The sequence below is a fragment of the Sphingobacterium sp. UBA6320 genome, from assembly GCF_002440335.1.
Taxonomy (GTDB): Bacteria; Bacteroidota; Bacteroidia; order Sphingobacteriales; family Sphingobacteriaceae; genus Sphingobacterium.
In genome coordinates this window covers 1-17,274 of sequence record NZ_DJTA01000009.1, presented here as the reverse complement: position 1 = coordinate 17,274, position 17,274 = coordinate 1, and the positions used below count along the sequence as shown (strand labels likewise).

21 protein-coding genes and 1 pseudogene are annotated in these 17,274 nt (G+C 37.7%); 3 read left to right on the top strand and 19 right to left on the bottom strand.

The genetic code is table 11. The features are described from left to right. Positions 1-39: 39 nt before the first annotated feature. The 13 genes and pseudogenes from ureC to B3P23_RS05450 form a co-directional block, all read right to left on the bottom strand. A complete protein-coding gene (gene ureC, locus B3P23_RS05510; protein ID WP_094771386.1) occupies positions 40-1,761 on the bottom strand; it encodes an urease subunit alpha in 1,722 nt (573 codons plus the stop codon). Positions 1,762-1,826: 65 nt separating this feature from the next. Beyond that, positions 1,827-2,132: pseudogene (ureB, locus tag B3P23_RS05505) on the bottom strand (urease subunit beta); the annotation flags it as partial. A 21-nt stretch (positions 2,133-2,153) separates the two neighbouring features. Continuing rightward, positions 2,154-2,456 carry an urease subunit gamma gene (gene ureA, locus B3P23_RS05500; RefSeq protein WP_021192450.1) on the bottom strand — a complete coding sequence of 101 codons (303 nt, stop codon included), beginning with the start codon at positions 2,454-2,456 and terminating at the stop codon, positions 2,154-2,156. A gap of 172 nt (positions 2,457-2,628) precedes the next feature. After that, positions 2,629-3,024 (bottom strand): hypothetical protein, encoded by a 396-nt coding sequence (locus B3P23_RS05495; RefSeq protein ID WP_293925002.1) that lies wholly within the window; start codon positions 3,022-3,024, stop codon positions 2,629-2,631. A 113-nt stretch (positions 3,025-3,137) separates the two neighbouring features. Further along, on the bottom strand, positions 3,138-5,576 hold the full coding sequence (locus B3P23_RS05490) for a TonB-dependent receptor (protein ID WP_293925001.1): 2,439 nt from the start codon (positions 5,574-5,576) through the stop codon (positions 3,138-3,140). 45 nt (positions 5,577-5,621) lie between these two features. Then, on the bottom strand, positions 5,622-6,206 hold the full coding sequence (locus tag B3P23_RS05485) for a GNAT family N-acetyltransferase (RefSeq protein ID WP_094771384.1): 585 nt from the start codon (positions 6,204-6,206) through the stop codon (positions 5,622-5,624). Continuing rightward, a complete protein-coding gene (locus B3P23_RS05480) occupies positions 6,206-6,985 on the bottom strand; it encodes an ABC transporter ATP-binding protein (protein WP_293925000.1) in 780 nt (259 codons plus the stop codon). The genes B3P23_RS05485 and B3P23_RS05480 overlap by 1 nt, the downstream gene beginning before the upstream one ends. Further along, positions 6,982-7,992, bottom strand: coding sequence for a FecCD family ABC transporter permease (locus B3P23_RS05475; RefSeq protein WP_045755026.1), 1,011 nt, complete (start codon positions 7,990-7,992; stop codon positions 6,982-6,984). The genes B3P23_RS05480 and B3P23_RS05475 overlap by 4 nt, the downstream gene beginning before the upstream one ends. 2 nt (positions 7,993-7,994) lie before the next feature. Next, on the bottom strand, positions 7,995-8,990 hold the full coding sequence (locus tag B3P23_RS05470) for an ABC transporter substrate-binding protein (protein WP_248755748.1): 996 nt from the start codon (positions 8,988-8,990) through the stop codon (positions 7,995-7,997). Next, positions 8,980-9,462 carry a hypothetical protein gene (locus B3P23_RS05465; RefSeq protein WP_293924999.1) on the bottom strand — a complete coding sequence of 161 codons (483 nt, stop codon included), beginning with the start codon at positions 9,460-9,462 and terminating at the stop codon, positions 8,980-8,982. The genes B3P23_RS05470 and B3P23_RS05465 overlap by 11 nt, the downstream gene beginning before the upstream one ends. A 5-nt stretch (positions 9,463-9,467) precedes the next feature. Then, positions 9,468-10,196 (bottom strand): hydrogenase nickel incorporation protein HypB, encoded by a 729-nt coding sequence (hypB, locus tag B3P23_RS05460; RefSeq protein ID WP_248755746.1) that lies wholly within the window; start codon positions 10,194-10,196, stop codon positions 9,468-9,470. Between the two features lie 6 nt (positions 10,197-10,202). Then, positions 10,203-10,550, bottom strand: coding sequence for a hydrogenase maturation nickel metallochaperone HypA (locus tag B3P23_RS05455; RefSeq protein WP_045755029.1), 348 nt, complete (start codon positions 10,548-10,550; stop codon positions 10,203-10,205). Positions 10,551-10,641: 91 nt separating this feature from the next. Further along, entirely contained in the window at positions 10,642-11,031 is a 390-nt protein-coding gene (locus B3P23_RS05450; RefSeq protein WP_293924998.1) for a hypothetical protein, read from the bottom strand. Positions 11,032-11,361: 330 nt separating this feature from the next. On the opposite strand from B3P23_RS05450, the gene B3P23_RS05445 reads away from it, so the two are divergent. Then, positions 11,362-11,682 carry a hypothetical protein gene (locus B3P23_RS05445; RefSeq protein WP_293924997.1) on the top strand — a complete coding sequence of 107 codons (321 nt, stop codon included), beginning with the start codon at positions 11,362-11,364 and terminating at the stop codon, positions 11,680-11,682. A 427-nt stretch (positions 11,683-12,109) separates the two neighbouring features. Here B3P23_RS05445 and B3P23_RS05440 read toward each other — a convergent pair whose 3' ends face one another. Beyond that, entirely contained in the window at positions 12,110-12,532 is a 423-nt protein-coding gene (locus tag B3P23_RS05440; RefSeq protein ID WP_248755744.1) for a lipocalin family protein, read from the bottom strand. A 441-nt stretch (positions 12,533-12,973) separates the two neighbouring features. After that, positions 12,974-13,780: an XRE family transcriptional regulator gene (locus B3P23_RS05435; RefSeq protein ID WP_293924996.1), complete on the bottom strand. Its 807-nt coding sequence runs from the start codon at positions 13,778-13,780 to the stop codon at positions 12,974-12,976. Positions 13,781-14,255: 475 nt separating this feature from the next. Between B3P23_RS05435 and B3P23_RS05430 the strand changes: the two genes are divergently transcribed. Further along, positions 14,256-14,666, top strand: a complete 411-nt coding sequence (locus B3P23_RS05430) for a hypothetical protein (RefSeq protein ID WP_045754709.1) — start codon at positions 14,256-14,258, stop codon at positions 14,664-14,666. Positions 14,667-14,885: 219 nt separating this feature from the next. Here the strand turns inward: B3P23_RS05430 and B3P23_RS05425 are convergent, their stop codons facing one another. The 4 genes from B3P23_RS05425 to B3P23_RS05410 form a co-directional block, all read right to left on the bottom strand. Continuing rightward, positions 14,886-15,389, bottom strand: a complete 504-nt coding sequence (locus B3P23_RS05425) for a hypothetical protein (protein WP_260948417.1) — start codon at positions 15,387-15,389, stop codon at positions 14,886-14,888. Further along, complete coding sequence (locus B3P23_RS05420) at positions 15,346-15,726, bottom strand: hypothetical protein (protein ID WP_293924995.1); 381 nt, start codon at positions 15,724-15,726, stop codon at positions 15,346-15,348. Before B3P23_RS05420 ends, B3P23_RS05425 begins: the two co-directional genes overlap by 44 nt. Positions 15,727-15,728: 2 nt before the next feature. Then, the gene (locus B3P23_RS05415) at positions 15,729-16,178 is read right to left on the bottom strand and encodes a lysozyme (protein WP_045754706.1); all 450 of its coding nucleotides are present in this window, start codon (positions 16,176-16,178) and stop codon (positions 15,729-15,731) included. An 81-nt stretch (positions 16,179-16,259) separates the two neighbouring features. Continuing rightward, a complete protein-coding gene (locus B3P23_RS05410) occupies positions 16,260-16,505 on the bottom strand; it encodes a hypothetical protein (RefSeq protein WP_293924994.1) in 246 nt (81 codons plus the stop codon). A 429-nt stretch (positions 16,506-16,934) separates the two neighbouring features. Here B3P23_RS05410 and B3P23_RS05405 point away from each other — a divergent pair, with 429 nt between their 5' ends. Continuing rightward, on the top strand, positions 16,935-17,219 hold the full coding sequence (locus tag B3P23_RS05405) for a Bor family protein (RefSeq protein WP_248755738.1): 285 nt from the start codon (positions 16,935-16,937) through the stop codon (positions 17,217-17,219). Positions 17,220-17,274: the final 55 nt, after the last annotated feature.

Sequence of the window (17,274 nt, the reverse complement as noted above, 5' to 3'; positions counted from 1 at the left end):
GTGTGACCTAGTGTCACACCATAAAAATTAGCGATCATGTTAAAACAAGAAATACAATTGTCCCAAAGCAACCTGATCAATCGGTTCACATTTGATCACCTCACCATCGACACTCACTTCATAGTTTTCTGGATTCACGATGATTTCTGGAGTAGCATCATTGTGGATCATATCTTTTTTGGAGATATTCCGACAGTTTTCCACAGGTAGTAATGTTTTATTTAGTCCATACTCCTCCTTAATTCCTTTTTCAATTGAAATTTTAGAAACAAAGTTGAAACAAGTCTCCGTCAATGCTTTACCATAACCACCATACATCGTGCGCAAAATGATGGGCTGAGGAGTAGGAATAGAAGCATTAGCATCTCCCATTTTCGAAGCGATAATCATTCCGCCCTTAATGATCATTTCAGGTTTAGCCCCAAACAAAGCTGGGCGCCAGATCACCATATCCGCTATTTTACCCTGTTCGATTGAACCCACGTATTTAGAGATACCATGTGCAATGGCAGGATTGATCGTATATTTAGCCACATAACGTCTAACTCTGAAATTATCATTTCCGGTACCCTCATCTTCTGGAAGTGCACCAGTCTGTTTCTTCATCTTATCCGCAGTTTGCCATGTTCTGAGAATCACCTCACCCACACGGCCCATTGCTTGAGAATCAGAACTCATGATACTGAAAACACCTCGATCTTGTAGAATATCTTCCGCAGCAATCGTTTCAGGACGAATACGAGAATCCGCAAAAGCAACATCTTCAGGAATATCTTTACTTAAATGGTGACACACCATCAACATATCCAGATGTTCGTCAATCGTATTTTTCGTAAACGGACGAGTCGGGTTTGTAGACGCAGGCAATACGTTCGGGTACATCGCCGATTTAATGATATCCGGTGCGTGACCACCACCAGCACCTTCCGTATGAAAAGTATGGATGACACGACCATTGATCGCTGCCATCGTATCTTCTAAAAATCCAGCTTCATTCAACGTATCGGTATGAATCGCTACCTGCACATCATATTTATCGGCTACAGAAAGCGCACGGTCAATAGTAGCAGGAGTAGCGCCCCAATCCTCATGAATTTTCACTCCCAGTACACCCGCTTCGATCTGCTCGACGATCGGTTGTTCTGTACCCACATTACCTTTACCGAAGAAACCAAAGTTCATCGGTAAAGCCTCCACTGCTTGCATCATCTTCCGGATATTCCATTTACCTGGTGTTACCGTTGTCGCATTCGTACCATCAGCAGGGCCAGTACCACCACCGATCATAGTCGTAATACCACTGTATAAAGCTGTTTCTGTTTGGGTAGGACTGATATAGTGAATATGTGTATCGATACCACCTGGAGTGACAATATATCCAGCACCACCATGCACTTCAGTCGAAGCACCAATAATCATATTTGGTGTGATATTATCCATCGTATCCGGATTACCAGCACGACCTACACCAACGATTTTTCCGTCTTTGATCCCGATATCACCTTTTACAATACCCCAGTGGTCAATGATAATCGCATCTGTAATCACTAAATCCAATGTACCTTCATCACGCGTATGCACCGAAGATTGACACATACCATCACGAATAGTTTTACCGCCCCCAAACTTTGCCTCATCACCATAGTATGCATAATCTTTCTCGACCTCAATGATGATTTCTGTGTCCCCTAAGCGAACTTTATCTCCTCCTGTTGGACCAAATATCGCCGCATAATTTAATCTACTAACTTTTAAGCTCATGATTTTTTATTTTTAAAGCCATTTGCATCTGCTTTTTTCAAAGCATTCATTTTCCCTACTTCTGTTTCCGTATCGCCATTCACTAAATCGTTGTGACCATATACTCTTTTTGCACCAGCATAAGGAACCAATTCTACAATTTTGGATTCCCCTGGTTCGAAACGAACAGCAGTACTCGCGATAATATTCAATCGCTTTCCAAACGCTAGCGAACGATCAAATTCCATCATTTTATTGACCTCAAAAAAATGATAATGAGAGCCCACCTGAATCGGTCTATCTCCCGTATTGACAACTGTCAACGTTGTTACTTCTCTACCTTCATTACAGATGATATCACCATCTTGAATGAAATATTCTCCAGGAATCATACTTTCAATGTTCTTATTAAATTAACGAATAGGATTATGTACGGTCACCAATTTGGTTCCGTCAGGAAAAGTTGCCTCGATCTGTATATCGTGGATCATCTCAGGAACACCCTGCATCACATCTTCACGAGTCAACAAAGTGGCTCCATATTGCATCAGTTCTGCAACAGTTCGACCATCACGTGCACCCTCCATAAGTTCACTGCTGATATACGCAATAGATTCTGGATAATTTAATTTGACACCTCTGGCCATACGCTTTTTTGCGAGTTCACCAGCTACATGAAGCAACAGCTTCTCCGTCTCTCTAGGTAATAAATGCATTTAATTACTGTTTTATATTAACTTATATGTAAAAATTAAAATATATATCATTGATCCACAACATCCTGATTTGATGTTTAGAGCAAAAAAACGTGCAGATAGCGCCAGACAGTACATGACAAGACCTAATCAGCCTCCATGACTCCTAGCAAAAGAAAAAAATGATAATAAATTAGATGGGTATTTTGATACACTTGAACAATATGTATCTCGGATTGAGGATGACACCTATGTGTTCAGTCGGGAAACTGAAATCCTGTTTTTTGTCATACCTGACTCCCATTGCCGATAGCCAGATAGGAATGATGGTAAAATAAAGCAATTGGTCAACTTCCTTGAGCTCTTGCGCATCACTACACTCCCATGCTTCAAGCATACCTGAAAATAATGCGATATGATGGCTATTGGAACTGATTTCAGGTAGCTGAATTGAAGTATTAGGTGTTGATAAAAACTCCAGCTGATTGTACTGATCGACATCTAGATGCAATCGCGTATTCCCATTGACAGTAGCCAAAGCGAACAGCATCACAAAAAGTATCCATACATTCCGAAACATTGCTTTCATTTTTAAATTAATTACCAAGACAAAAGTACCAACTAAAACAAGTTTTAAATAGCACAAATCTTGAATAAAATAGTCTATATTATGTATTAAACTACGATTTAACTGTTTTTTTATTAAAAAGCATAACCTAACGAAACCATCACGATGCGTGGTGCTCCAGGAAAGGCACGTGTATAATCAAAGCCACCCAAAAAGTAATACTTATCAAACACATTATTGACATTAACAGCCATCTTCAATGCACCGATATGGTAATATACCGCAGCATTCACGGTAGTATAAGAAGGCCAGTAACCCCACATCGCTTGACCATCACTATCTTTACCGATACTATTATCCATGCGACGACTATCCACATAATAAGCCCCTGCACCAAAACCAAGACCTTTCAAAGCATGTTGTGAAAACACATATTTTAACCAAGCACTTGCCATATTTTCAGGAGCTCCCGGTAATGATTGTCCAACCTCAGAAGCGATCGATGATGCCTTCACATCAGTATGATTATAAGTGTAGTTTGCCATAATCTGAAATTCTTTGGTCAACTGCCCACGAAGATCCAGTTCAATACCCTCAGAAATGGCTTTTCCAGATTGACGATATTCAGAAAATCCAGAATCTAATATCACACCCGTTGCGATCATCATATTTTGACGTTCTATACGGAATAAGGAAAGGTCCATCTGTAACTGATCTTTAAAAAAACCAGTTTTAAAGCCAGTTTCCAATTGAAAACTGCGTTCCGGAATAAAAGGTTTATCTGCACCATAATCTTGGTAATTCTGAATAAAACTTGCACCTACCGGGACGAAACCCTGAGAATAGCTCGCAAAATAGTTGATCTGCTTATTCAATTCGTACGTTAATCCCGCTCTAGGTAGCCAGGCATTTTGTGTAGCATGATAACGCTTCTGCCCGTCGATAGTCTCGGAAGCATAATGCTCGTGACGTAATCCTACGATAACTTTAAGTTTATCAGCAATCGACATCTGATCTTGTATGTATTTTCCTGTAGTTTTATAAGGACTTAAAAATGGATAAGCTACATGCTCTCGCCATACGTAAGAAGTTAGATCATGTGTCGTATAAGTTGGATTGTTCAAATCAAATGTCAGAGGTACCACCTGTCCGTTAACCGTCTTTTGTCTAGCTTCCCGCAACTGATTTTCCTGATCACCTCTGTACTCCGCAAAATCAACTCCCGCTACGATGTGATGATCTACCACAGCACCATCATGATCCCATTTAAAATAACCAACGACATTATCCGTATAATCTTTACCATGACGATCAAAAAAACGCATATTCATGATTGTATTTTTAGGAGCATCAGCAAATGTATTCAAGGTCCGATGTTCATTGACATCTTCTTCATACACAGATTTCATATAGCTCAAGTGAAAGCTTAAATTCTCCGTAAGCTGTTGGGACAACCTACCGCTCAGTGAAAATGTCTTCGCATTATAAAAATCCGAAGGTTGACTTAATGTAAATGAACGTGGTAAAGCATAAAAATCATTTGCTTTAATTCCCATACCCCGATCGAGATAACCATTAAATTGATTATAAACCACATCAACGTCCACCTGTGTACCAGCTACTGGTTTAAAAGTAAAAGATGGTGCGACTAAAATTCTTTTTTGACGATTGACATCACGAAAAGTTTTCGTGTCCTCATAACCCGCATTGAAACGGTATAAAATACGCTTAGCACTATCCAAAGGCCCTCCCAGATCCAGTGTTGTACGCATCGTCTGAAAACTTCCAGATGCAAAACCGATATTCCCCTTAAAAGTGTCCAAAGGTTTCTTTGTGGTCATATTAATCGTACCACCTGGTACTACATCACCAAACAAAGAAGCTCCCGGACCTTTCAAGACTTCGAGACTTTCCAGGTTCAATGTCAATGGTGTATTGTAGTAACTGTTACCATAACCATATCCCGAACGCAGACCATTAACCAAACGCACACCGGTTTCATATCCACTTTTAAAACCACGGATAACCACGTCATCATAAGAAGATGCTTCGGTCACCCCTGCCAGATCTTGAAACAATGCACCTGTCGTAAAAGCCTGTTTATCTTCAATAAACGCTCGACTTAAAACAGAAACAGATTGTGGTAGATTCTTTAATTTCCCAGAAAACTTACCCCCCAATTCCAGATCATTGGTGAGATATGATTTGTTACGTCTCCCGGTAATCAACACCTCATCCAAAGTTTTATTATCTTTAATCAAGACAAGAGATAGACCTTTTTTTACATTCCAGTTACTCGCCGAAAGTGTTATTTTTTGATCCACATAACCAATTGCAGAAGCATGGATGATGACTGGAAAAGTGATCGCTTCGCCAAAAGTAAATTCCCCTGACTCGTTGGAAGTTGTCACCTGCTTTGAACCGTTAACAGTCAATGTTATTCCAGAGACAAGAGCTCCTGCCTCATCATATGTTTTGCCAAATAGTTGAGTACTATTTTGCGCATGCAAAACCATTGGGAAAAGAGCACCTGTAGCCATTGAAAAAGCCAAGGTCATTATATTATATTTCATTGGGAGATAATTATCTATTATTTGTTTTTATACTACACATCGTCCTTATTTCACGAGCTTACAAACTTCTATTGATGGCATGCTTCCGAGTTTCAAATCCTCATCCGACGCGTTAAGATCTTTCAATCCACTCACCATCAGCTCCATGTGCATAGTGGGAAATCCGGATTCATCACAATACTCTATCAGTCGGAAACCCTGCCGCATCCAAAATTCATATGCACCTTCCAAAAATGGATGGGTATGTAAATAAAGTCTTTCGATCTGTTTTTCCCTTGCTACCACGAGTAAGCTTTGAAACAACGCTGTCCCCAGTCCAGTCCTACGATAGTGAGGATCTACAAATAAACGGGCTACTTCAACCGTTTTTCTAGCATCAATATCCACGTGTGGAAAACGGTAATCGTAATTGAGCATACCGATCACGCCGATTAATCTACCATCCTCTGTTCTTGCCTGTAAAAAAGTTCCGGCGCTGTTCTGTAAGTAAACATATTCAAATACCGCTAGGTCTTTAGGCACCTGATTCGGATCCAACATCGGAAATAGTTTTCTTCTGAAATTCAGAACATAGGGTAGTACCTCCGCGACATGTTCGGATCCAACATGATATATTGAAATATTTTTCATTATTGATTTTCATTAAGCATTGGAACAAAAATCCATTTCCCTTGTTTTTCTAAACTCAACAAAGGCAATTCATATGTTTCTTCCAACAAATTTTTCACTTCTTCACGTTCCAGACCGTTAATATCAAGAACAGTTTGATCACGCATGAGGTAAAATTGATCACCGAACATAAAAGCTAGATTAGGATCGTGCATAATGCATAAAACTGTTGTACCTTCTTTAACAAGCCCCCTAGCTGTTCGTAAAACCGCCATTTGATAGTTGAGATCCAAGTGATTGGTAGGTTCATCCAACATCAGCACGTCAGGTTGCTGCACCAACACACGGCACAACAAGATCAGCTGCCGTTCTCCACCAGACAGTTCGGTATACGGTTTATCTTTCAAATGCTCCAGATCAAACTTTTTTAAAATCGCATGTACCGCTTCACGATCTTCTTGACTTGGTGAGAACCGCGAAAAAGAAGCCCTTCCTGTCAAGATCACATCAAACACTTGATAAGGAAAAGTCATTTGATGAAATTGATTGAGAAAACCCAAGCGCAACTGATCATTGTTACCGACCTTGATCTTTTTCCGTTCCACATCACCTATAAATACCTGACCGCTGTATTGTTTTTCCAACCCCGCAATCACATTAAACAAGGTCGATTTCCCACTGCCATTTCGACCCAGTATGATCGATAATTTTCCCTTTGGAAAAGAGATATTTACATCGCGCAATATGACGTCGTTGCCATATGAGAAAGATAATTGTTGTGTAGCAATCGTAGGTATCATGAGTTCCAGTTCATCGCGTTTCGACGCATCAAATAAATAAATAAGGGCGCTCCGACGATCATGGTAAACACACCGATCGGAATCTCAAATGGCATGACAGCACGAGAAAAATCATCAATTAAGAGTAGAAAACTACCACCGATACTGATATTAGCCCATACCGAAATATTGTTATTAGGGCCAAATATCATACGGCTGATATGTGGAACAATCAACCCAAAAAGACTGATCACCCCTACTGCAGCTACTGCAGATGCTGTTATCATGGTGGCTACTCCGATCAAAATCAATTTGATCACTCTAGGATTGACACCGATAGCTAAAGCTTCCTGATCGCCTAGAGACAAAAGATTTAACTTCCATCGATAGAGTACGATCACAAATAAACCAACTGAAATTGGTCCGATAGCGTGATATACCTTAGACCAAGAAGCCGTATGTAAGTTACCCATTGTCCACTGGACAATAGCTTGCAGTTTATATGGATCACTTAAATACTGTAGTAAGGTTAAAAGAGCTGTGAAAACACCCGAAATCACCATCCCTGCCAATACCATCCCTACAATGGAAGTCCTTGCTCCAGAGTACGAAACCAAATAAGTCAGCCCCACTGCACAAACCCCAAAAATAAAGGCGGAGAGATTAACAGACATAATCGGGAACAACATAGCGAGTGCTGCTCCAAAAGCAGATCCCGAAGAAATACCTAATGTAAACGGATCGACAATTGGATTACGGAAAATAGCTTGTAGAACTCCTCCTGACGAAGCCAAAGCTGCACCAACCATAAAAGTCAACAGCACTCTCGGTAATCTCACCTGCCATAAGATGGTATTCAGACTTCCATCTGCAAGTAGATGTTGATCTTGTATCAACCCCAATTGCACACACATCCGTTGGAACAATTCGACCAAACCGATATGTTGTGTAGAGCCAATGGTAAGCGACAGCACAAAAAGCAGCAGTGGAAATAGGATCAACAGGACGATGATTTTTATATTTTTCATGATTATAGTAAACCCTTTTTACCGTACATGACTTCAAAAGCTTCCTGCATTTCTGTGTTCAATTGACCTTCCGAATAACTTGGAAAGCTCCAATGACGCACTTGTTTCGAAAACAATAAAAACTTAACGGTATGTGGATCAAAAGGAAACGATGGTGACATGACGAAAACCTGTTTATTTTTCACGGCAGGAAGATCTGCTAACTCTTTCAGATCATAAACATCTGACAATTTAGAGTTCCACAAGATAATGAGATCAGGATTCCATTTATACATCGTTTCTGCACTGATATTTGGCGCTTCCATCGGTAAAAGACACGCATTTTCAGCCCCAGAAAGGCGGATTGCCATATCAATCAGACTTCCTTTCCCAGAAGTGGACATCACACGACCTTTTGACCAAGCATAGTAAACGGACTTCGCATTCTCAATCGATGGAACCTGCATGCGATCGAGTTCAGCATCAACATAATCAACGATTTCCTGTGCTCTTTCTTCTTTTCCAAGAAGCTTTCCCATACCAAGCAATTCAGCCATGATACTTTTATCATCTGCAGAAGAACAGGTAAAAACAGGGATATCAAGATCTTCTAATTGTTGGATATGATCCTGATCGGTATTGAAAGTAATCACCAGATCAGGTTGTAAAGCAATAATACGCTCTACATTACTGGACTGCCCCCCATAAGTTGGTGTTGGCAATGTTTTAGCGGCTATCCTCGGATCAAGTTTTGATAAAAAGGTATAAGTATCTTCCATTTGATATACCTGCTGTGGAATACCAACAACCTGATCACCGGCTTGAAGCATATACACCTCATCAAGTAAAGATGGAAATAAAACCACTACCCTTTTCGCCACCTCCGGTAACTTGACTACTTTTCCACGACTATCTGTAGCACTAATCGGTTTCGATAGATCATTTTTAGTAGCATGACGACACCCACCAATAGTCACTATTGATAACAGGATTACTAGGCAAAATAATTTATAACTCATTTTCATTTCTTGATTTTTTTATCAACTGCCTAACGAGATTTTCTGACAGTAACATCCCATCTTCCAACTGTACCTGAGATTGAAATTTTGCCAGCAGCTGTTCATATAAACGACCATCATAAGGAACACGGTACATCTCTCTTTCGGGATCCATAAACAATGGTAAATGCCTATTCCCTAAATAATAAGAAAAGTCCGCTGCCTGCACAGCATTGACAGGATTAAAACAAATGGTCAACGTTGGTTTGATCGCAATAGTAGCAATCAATTTACCGTCATGGAAAAGACCATCTCCAAAACACCATTCGTTACCTTTCCCTAATTCCATCACTATAGTTTGCCCAGTAGTTGTTGTCCTGGTCAATCTTTTTTTATTCACTTCAAACCATTCCAGCTGAAGCAGCGCTTCAGTAACCTGAACAAACTCTCCCTGTGGCAGTACAGCATCAATATATACAGACTCTGCTTGCATAGCTCCTATTTTACTTCCGGTTGAAGTCTAGATTCTTTTTTTTGCTTCACTTTTTCTTTCAACCAGTTGCACCACTCTTCAATACCCTCATGCTTTAATGTACTGATAGTAATCACTTCAATATTCGGATTTACCTCACGAGCATCTTTCGTTACAGCATCTACTGAAAAAGGCACATAGGGCAATAAATCAGATTTTGATACCAACATCAATTCACTCGTTAGAAACATACGTGGATATTTTTTCGGTTTATCATCACCCTCAGTTGTTGCTAATAATGTAACACGGTAATCTTCGCCTAAATCAAAAGCTGAAGGACAAAGTAAATTACCGACGTTCTCAATAAATAAGAGATCTGTCCCTGTGATATCAATATGGTCAAGCGCCTGCAAAATCATCTGCGCCTCGATATGACACATACCACCAGTCACGATCTGCAAGGCATTGAGACCAACCTCACGCATTCTGATCGCATCGCGCTCCGTTTCAGGATCACCGACCAATACCGAAATATTAAGATCATTTGCAAGTAGTTTTCCAGTTTCTTGCATCAGAGTTGTTTTACCGGAACCTGGAGAAGAACAAACATTAATGACACAAACGTCTTTTAAACGTTCGCGGATAGCATTTGCAACATAATCATTGGCTTTTAATAAATGTAATGTTGTGTTATCACATTGTACTGAACCGACGCGGTTTCCAGCACTTTTTGGATTAGATGAGTTAGTTGACATAATTTCTTATTTTTCTTGTTTAAAAATTACTTTTGAAATATACAATTCGTTTCCCTGAACAATTGTTGATGAAGAGCGTCCGCAGGGACATACAAAACGGTGGTAATGAACTGGAAAATTCTTTTGACAGTCATCACAATATGCTAAGATATCGTTAACGATAACTTCCAGTTCCATATCTGCATACCCCCTATTCTCAGTAATAAAGGCATCAAAAGCATTCTGGATCAGAACAGGCTGCACATTTGACAGCAGACCTGCGGTTACTTGAATCTGTTGAACATCTTCCACTCGAGAACCATAATGGCCTTCCAGTGTATCGAAGATATCCTTTACAATACTAAGCTCGTGCATAATAGTGTTTAATCTTAGATAATATAGAATTGATTTTTGTGTGTAGCGATTCAGGTTTTTGACGCTATAACATATACGTCAGGATAGCAGATTAAAAAGGTATCTTTATCTGCTCAAAAAGTAGGAATTTACGGGATTGGACCGGAAGATCAGCTTGTGATGAATAGGTATCCAGATATGCTGTCTGATGGGGAAATAACAAGCGAACAGTTAAATCGTAGATGGCAAATAATGTGTCATATTTAAAATCCTTATCCAGATCGAAATCGATATCCCAAAAATACATTTCTTGAAAAAGAGAATTTTTCTTGTCAGATAGCTTGTCGTCTGCATGATCGATCAACTGATCCACAGGATCAAATCTCCTTTGGAAGGAGCTAGAACTAGCAAGATTCCGTACTGTAGCATGAGTGGTTGATCCTAAAGATTGCAAAGGAAAAAACCATACTGACAGCACAAAAATAACTAGTCTCAACATCATAAATAACGATTCTAAAAACTCATTGTTTTTAATTCAACAAATTTACAGCAAAAAATGAGAAGTAAAATAGCACAAATCTTGAATTTTGTTTCACGAAATAGGATAATCTTCGTTTTGTCTATTAAACTTTTAATAGGTCATATGAAAAATCCTTATAAAGACGACCTCTAAAAAGTACGATGACAATTAATGCTCATCTACTGATATTTAACAACATGTATTAGTCTTGATATGGTGGGGTAAAAGCGTAGAAACAATTACCCAACTAACATGTAAATAACTCATTAGATAAAATAAGTCGGAATAAACTATCGTGACAGCGAACCAACTTTGGGAAAGAGCAAACCAACTTTGGGAAATAGCGAACCAACTTTGAGAAATAGGGAACCAACTTTAGGAAATAGGGAACCAACTTTGAGAAATAGGGAACCAACTTTGAGAAATAGGGAACCAACTTTGAGAAATAGGGAACCAACTTTAGGAAATAGGGAACCAACTTTAGGAAATAGGGGACCAACTTTAGGAAATAGGGAACCAACTTTAGGTAATAGGGAATCAACTTTGAGAAATAGGGAACCAACTTTGCGAAATAGGGAACCAACTTTAGGAAATAGTAAACCTTACTTTACCATAAAGGATCGAAATTTCTAAATAATCATCCCCTTCTAGACAAGAAGTGTTCGCAAATTTGTAAAAAGGTTTTACTATTTCACAACTAAGGGATGGACAAAGCTAAAAAGTAGTCCAACTTTGAGGCACTTTCTAATTTGAAAAACGATTTGAACCGGATCTGATCAAGTTCGAATAGTCACACGTACTTAGCCTTATCAATACATTCTCTTCAAGATATTCAAATTACTTTACTTTTTATAGTCCCCTATTATTCTACAAAAGTATATAAACCAATGATATAGATAAATTAAATATGTATGATCAAAATAAAAGATATGTTTATCGAAGTTAGCGTAAGCAATCGTCTCCTCTCCAAAAATCATATTAATGCAGAAGTAAACCTAAGATTTTTTTAAGAAATATAACTGATGAAATTTAAGAATTATACAAAATTTGATACGCTGATCTATTTTTTAGTAAATGTAGATTGCACTTCAAAATCTTGATATTTACCCCGTAGAATCATCTTTTTTGTTGTCAGAGTATAGACATCAAATACTTCTTGTTGACGACCATTTTCTGTTATTGTGATTTCTTGTCTATCCGAAGAAAATTTGTACTTACCCGAAACTGGGACTTTTATCCAAACGGGTTCAATTTCGTCAAAATCGATTTCGACTGTAATACCTGTGAAGGTACCGTCAGCTTTAAACGAATATTCGATTCCATCGGTATAAGGAACTTTTTTCATTGTATTTAACTCTTGCATCTCTTGCAGAACCCAACGTCCAACAATACTTTCAGATCCATCTATGGAAGCCTCATCTTTTGAACAAGATGCAACAAACACCGTTACAAAAAGAACAATAATTGTTACTATTTTTTTCATATATACTATAGGGGTTAATTTAATTTTATATTGATCACTAAATCCATTTCCTTTCACAAAGATTTATATTCATTCAAAATCTTCGCAAAACTAAATAAAGCTCGGAAATATCCAAGTTTTAAATCAAAAATTGTGGCTTACAAGCCACTCTATGGAATGATAATAAAAAGTAAGATAAGGTTATAAAACAGCTCTTTTTTCATTCGTCTATAACTAATAAATTTACAAATAACATATAATCTACGAGTGACTACCCCAAACTTGCACCTGCTGTATATTTATTTGATAAAATAGAGATGCTGCTTATTCCACATATTTAATAATTAATTTAAGAAAGCAAGACAGCTCTAAAATCGATGTATTTTTATTTATAATACAACAACAGCTACAGCACAATCAATCGGATCTCAGTGCATAAATAAGCCATTTTATGATATCGAATTATAAAGACCGACTGATATCCACGACATTAAAAATCTGATCGACATCGTCGAGTGTAATGGTAAAGTCCGGATATTTGACTTTATCGGCATTCAGGGAATGCAGTGTAAGGATACCTTTTTCTACATCATGATGGCTGATTTCTTTAATAATGACCCCTTCATAACGATGTACAATAACCCAATAGCGATATTTATGGGTATGGAATTTAGATAGCCACAACTCCCTTTTGATCAAACGTCCAGTAACGATATCGCCATCCAAGACACTTGCATCTGTACCGTCAGTCATACTATCACCACTAACCTCAAAAGAACGGTATACACCCCTATGAAACTCATTGACCGTGATAAAATGTGCGGGCAGCTCATCCATATATTCAGAATCGGAAAAACCAGATAAGTAACCCGCTTTTGCTTTTTCGGTCACCAATTTGGTCTGCATCAAATAGCGGCCAGGGGAAACTTCAAAAAAGATGTTGTTTTTATTTTCATCCATAAATTTCACTTCATCAGAAAAATAACCGATGGATTTTCCGTTTCCTACACTGACCATAGAAACCGCATCCGACTGAACAAAGGATTCGGGCTTTTCACGATTTCCACGATTGTAAAGCAACCAATCATACTTGACCTGCGGAAATGCATTTTCTATACGGGTTTTCATGGTCAAACCTATGGGATATTCGCCTTTTTTGATGCGCGAATACACCTGTTCCCGCACACCTAAAATAGCCGCAAATTCGCGATTGGTCACTTTCATTTCCAAGCGTAATACCTCAAAATTATTATTTAGGTAAGTTTCCATGATTTTCATAGTATTTAATCAATTGTTACACAAAAACATAACAACCTGACGCTAAGTTACACAATCTAGTTAACCTAAACAAACAATAAGCAATAATAATCATTTAAAACACTGATTATAAGAATATTAAATATAAACAAAAAAGTTTAATATTATTTATATTAAAGCTATATGTGTATAAAATAATTTAAAAAAATCTTTGAAGTTTAACTTTTCTGTTTAACTTTGTTTAACTCAATAATTACATTGAACGATAAAAACAGTATACAGCACAAAAAAAATAAGCAGATGAAAAGAATCAATAACATCCTTGTATGAAAGCAGCTTCAAAAAATATGTTCCTCCTATTGCGGGCATTAGTTGAACAAGCAAAGCGATCAGCATACATACTATAACCAAAGCTTTTTAGCCCACTAACTGCGTTATAAAACCATTAACAATTGAAAACATGAACACACTATATCATTCTTTTATTATGAACTTTTTAACAGAAAATCACCCGGATGTACTCAAAACGATCAATAGCATATACGAACCTGATCTATCCAAAATCCATGCAGTAATAGATTGCTATTGCGCATTTGTTGGAATCAATCCTGAACAGATAAAAGGTGAATTCATCAACTATAAAGACATCCAACATCGGTACAAAGCTATTTCTGTGGTACTCAGAATCTTTCAGCCAGAAAAATTGGTTTCGTTGAAGACTAAAGTAAAAAGCACGATCTATAAGGAAACTATCCCGTACCTGAATATTAGTAACGATACTCTACAAAAATCCATTATCTGTGCCTGTAATCAATACGACATGTACAGTGATTTTAAAAAAGAAATTAAACAGATCGCAAATTATTACCTCATACATACGAGGTATAACAGTAAATAGAGCCCTTAAGTGATCGTTCGAAAACATCAGGTACTTTTAATCTGAAACGGAAGACGATAACACCCATTATATACAATTAAAAATGAGTTTATCTCCAAAATTATATCAGAAATATGGAGCAAGTAAAAACCCGAGAAGTCCAAAACTCGTAGTCCATGAACACAAAAAAAAGACCATCTTAACAAAAGGTAAGTGGTCTTTTTTTACATCGTGCAATTTCTATCTGATCTTTTTCCTGATCCAGAGTACACAACTGAAAATTAGTATAAAAAGAGTGATGCAAAACCAGAATATCATACTCGATTCTAGCTTACTGACACGACTGGAAGCTTTCTTTTCGAAAGTGTTTTTTTGTTTTGTTTCAATCGCTGTCTGTTTCTTTTCATGTTGTTCCAATTTTGTAGCTTTACTCATCAACTGCACTGCACTGGATTGCTCTCGGCTTTTCTGATGGACTTTACCTCTACCCATAAGGACGGTACCATCTTTCTCAATCCTAACATTTTCTCCTTCTAATTGTATCATAGTCTCTCCATCCAGCCATACAAAAGATTGCAAATCTGTTTCCGTTGTCACCAGTGTTTCATTCTCTTTTTTTAAATCAAGCTGTATGGCGCTTATGTTTTCATTTATTTCCGATTGCTTTATTTTTGTGTTTTTTTTAAATAAACCACAGCCATTAACTAAAAGTATGACTACGATCATTCCTGCTATTATCTTCATTTTTAATTTTCTTTAATTCAATTTGTAATTCATTAAAAAGTTTCATGAGGTCATCATATTCCGCCTGTAGCTTCGCTAATGTTTTTGCACAAGCTATATGCTCATCATTTGCAATGCGCAAAGCATCGTTTAAATCTTCAATTACGGCGCGTAGCTGTTCGATATTCTTCTCCAAGCGATCTGCATAACCTGCCCATTTATCAATCACCTTTCCTGCATTTTCGACATTGGTGGCTTCCACCTCTGCTTGCTGCTTTGGACGCCCAACGAAATAACCAATTATTCCGGTGATCACAGGCGTACCAAATCGTTCCACTAATTCCAATAGTTCCATCATGCCTAACTAAAATATAATTTTGCTTCTGCCGCTCTACGTCGTACCAAACCAGGTAAAACCTTCCCTCCTGCTTTGTCCCATTTCATAAACTCGTCTGCAATACGCTTATCATTTGGATCTTGATTGATCCTCTTCAACAATGTTGATTTACCTAAGTTTGTCGCACCCAAATTGTATGTGAAAGATACCAATGCATCAAATTGTGATTGCTTGAGGGGTTTCATCACTAGTCTCAGCACATCATTTTCATAATATGTAAGGATATCGGTTAACATCCGATCACCTTCTTCTCTTGTAAGTGGAATATCTTGCATGGCGACCCGCCGTCTGCTGGGAAGATAATAGGTAAATCCATAACCTATAGTGGGTATCCCAATAGGATCGAGATAAGGTTTGCTGTACCAACCCTCGAAATCCTTTATCAGTTGTAATCCTTTTTGTCCTATCTTCATAATCATTTCTTTTTGTCAAAAAAAGCCCTCCCTGACGGAGAGCTTATCTGTAATTAATGGCCGTCTATTCCAACGCCTAGATTATTTGCATGAAATGGAAGTTTGACCGATACACTTGCTGTGATTAATAACAGCACATCGAATTGGTGTACTTGCATTACGCTGAAAGACTTCCAGCAGCCCTTTTACATCTTGGATCGCACCATCAATATCTTCTTCATAGATTACTTTTTTAGCCAAATAATGGGCTACTTCCGAAATTGCTTTTGCTTCAAAACCCAGCTCTTTATATCGGGCTGTAAGGGCTGCTGAAATTTTCTCTTTCATTTTTATTTTATACTAGTTTGAAATATCTACTACAAAAGTAGAGCAGTGATGAGACAAAAAATCCGGATATCTATGTTTTGTACGCGGTATCGGTGGGATACCGAAAATGTCAGATATAATTACACTTTAACAATCGAAATGTGTTAAAATTCAGAGAAATAAGAAAAGAATAATAGGCTATTTTAAAGTAAAATAAAAATGAATTGAGCTTTCATCTTCATATGACCACTGTAGCTTATCAACTACAGTAGAATAACAGATTTAAATTCAATATCACGATTATCAATAAATATTAATTAAAATTAATATCTTGCTGCACTATTTATATTTTATAATCCCAAAAATTAATGACTACCGATATTTGGAATTAAACTATATAGATATACAATAAATCAGCTACATATATTACTAAATTATAAATAAATGAAAATGTTTTTCAAATTCGCAGCTGTCTTAACAGTTTCTGCTATGCTAACCTCTTGTTATTCTTACACCAGTGTAGTAGGAAAAGGTGCACAAGGAAGTCAACAAGTAACAAAATGGAACCATTATGTGATCGCCGGGTTAGCTCCAGTTGGAGTTTCAGATTCAAAAGCAATGGCTGAAGGTGCTGAAAATTACACCGTACATACGAGACAATCTTTTGTAAATGGTCTATTATCTGCAATCACATTTGGTATCTACACACCAACAGTGACGACTGTTACGAAATAGTAACGCTTAAATTTAATTTGAAAGGCTGTCTACTGGACTGCCCCCAAAATATTGG

Excerpts from the sequence above, each read along its gene's own strand:
- B3P23_RS05420 (WP_293924995.1), bottom strand. The coding sequence starts at position 15,726 with ATGATGGAACTATTGGAATTAGTGGAACGATTTGGTACGCCTGTGATC.
- hypB (WP_248755746.1), bottom strand. The coding sequence starts at position 10,196 with ATGTCAACTAACTCATCTAATCCAAAAAGTGCTGGAAACCGCGTCGGT.
- B3P23_RS05470 (WP_248755748.1), bottom strand. The coding sequence starts at position 8,990 with ATGAGTTATAAATTATTTTGCCTAGTAATCCTGTTATCAATAGTGACT.
- B3P23_RS05415 (WP_045754706.1), bottom strand. The coding sequence starts at position 16,178 with ATGAAGATAGGACAAAAAGGATTACAACTGATAAAGGATTTCGAGGGT.
- B3P23_RS05430 (WP_045754709.1), top strand. The coding sequence starts at position 14,256 with ATGAACTTTTTAACAGAAAATCACCCGGATGTACTCAAAACGATCAAT.
- B3P23_RS05440 (WP_248755744.1), bottom strand. The coding sequence starts at position 12,532 with ATGAAAAAAATAGTAACAATTATTGTTCTTTTTGTAACGGTGTTTGTT.
- ureA (WP_021192450.1), bottom strand. The coding sequence starts at position 2,456 with ATGCATTTATTACCTAGAGAGACGGAGAAGCTGTTGCTTCATGTAGCT.
- B3P23_RS05455 (WP_045755029.1), bottom strand. The coding sequence starts at position 10,550 with ATGCACGAGCTTAGTATTGTAAAGGATATCTTCGATACACTGGAAGGC.
- B3P23_RS05410 (WP_293924994.1), bottom strand. The coding sequence starts at position 16,505 with ATGAAAGAGAAAATTTCAGCAGCCCTTACAGCCCGATATAAAGAGCTG.
- B3P23_RS05450 (WP_293924998.1), bottom strand. The coding sequence starts at position 11,031 with ATGATGTTGAGACTAGTTATTTTTGTGCTGTCAGTATGGTTTTTTCCT.
- B3P23_RS05495 (WP_293925002.1), bottom strand. The coding sequence starts at position 3,024 with ATGAAAGCAATGTTTCGGAATGTATGGATACTTTTTGTGATGCTGTTC.
- B3P23_RS05465 (WP_293924999.1), bottom strand. The coding sequence starts at position 9,462 with ATGCAAGCAGAGTCTGTATATATTGATGCTGTACTGCCACAGGGAGAG.
- B3P23_RS05435 (WP_293924996.1), bottom strand. The coding sequence starts at position 13,780 with ATGGAAACTTACCTAAATAATAATTTTGAGGTATTACGCTTGGAAATG.
- ureC (WP_094771386.1), bottom strand. The coding sequence starts at position 1,761 with ATGAGCTTAAAAGTTAGTAGATTAAATTATGCGGCGATATTTGGTCCA.
- B3P23_RS05425 (WP_260948417.1), bottom strand. The coding sequence starts at position 15,389 with ATGAAGATAATAGCAGGAATGATCGTAGTCATACTTTTAGTTAATGGC.
- B3P23_RS05485 (WP_094771384.1), bottom strand. The coding sequence starts at position 6,206 with ATGAAAAATATTTCAATATATCATGTTGGATCCGAACATGTCGCGGAG.
- B3P23_RS05480 (WP_293925000.1), bottom strand. The coding sequence starts at position 6,985 with ATGATACCTACGATTGCTACACAACAATTATCTTTCTCATATGGCAAC.
- B3P23_RS05475 (WP_045755026.1), bottom strand. The coding sequence starts at position 7,992 with ATGAAAAATATAAAAATCATCGTCCTGTTGATCCTATTTCCACTGCTG.
- B3P23_RS05405 (WP_248755738.1), top strand. The coding sequence starts at position 16,935 with ATGTTTTTCAAATTCGCAGCTGTCTTAACAGTTTCTGCTATGCTAACC.
- B3P23_RS05490 (WP_293925001.1), bottom strand. The coding sequence starts at position 5,576 with ATGAAATATAATATAATGACCTTGGCTTTTTCAATGGCTACAGGTGCT.